At 71.0% G+C, this 410-nt stretch carries 1 protein-coding gene; it reads right to left on the reverse strand.

Annotated elements, in window-relative coordinates:
* Nucleotides 1–410, reverse strand: a 410-nt coding sequence (locus tag DJ017_RS19975) for a glycosyltransferase (RefSeq protein ID WP_319418011.1), incomplete at both ends; no start/stop codon positions are given.

Here is a 410-nt window from a genome sequence, read left to right on the forward strand (position 1 = left end):
GGCCTCCAGCGCTTTCGCCGCCGTCAGCCCACCATCGGCCTCTCGTGCGACTGCCTCGCCCAGCTCGCGCGCCGCGAATGCAAAGCTGCAGTCGCCAAGCACCCGCTCGACCGCACGGCGGATGCGGGCCACCCCAGCGTTGCGCGGCAGGCGCAGGCCCGCGCCTGCCGCGGCGATCCGCTGGGCGTTCTCGGGTTGATCCCGGCCCGTCGGAATGCAGATCAGCGGCACGCCCATCATCAGCGGCCGCAGCACCGTGCCGTGCCCGCCATGGCATACCACCAGCTTGCAGTGGGGCACGATCCGCTCATGGTCAGCCCGCTCCACGACCTTGACGTTGGATGCGGACGGAAGACCAGCGGGGTCGATCGCAGGTCCCAGGGTCACGATGCCGTTCACGGGCAGGGTGG

Origin of the sequence: Phenylobacterium soli (assembly GCF_003254475.1) — a bacterium.
Classification (GTDB): domain Bacteria; phylum Pseudomonadota; class Alphaproteobacteria; order Caulobacterales; family Caulobacteraceae; genus Phenylobacterium; species Phenylobacterium soli.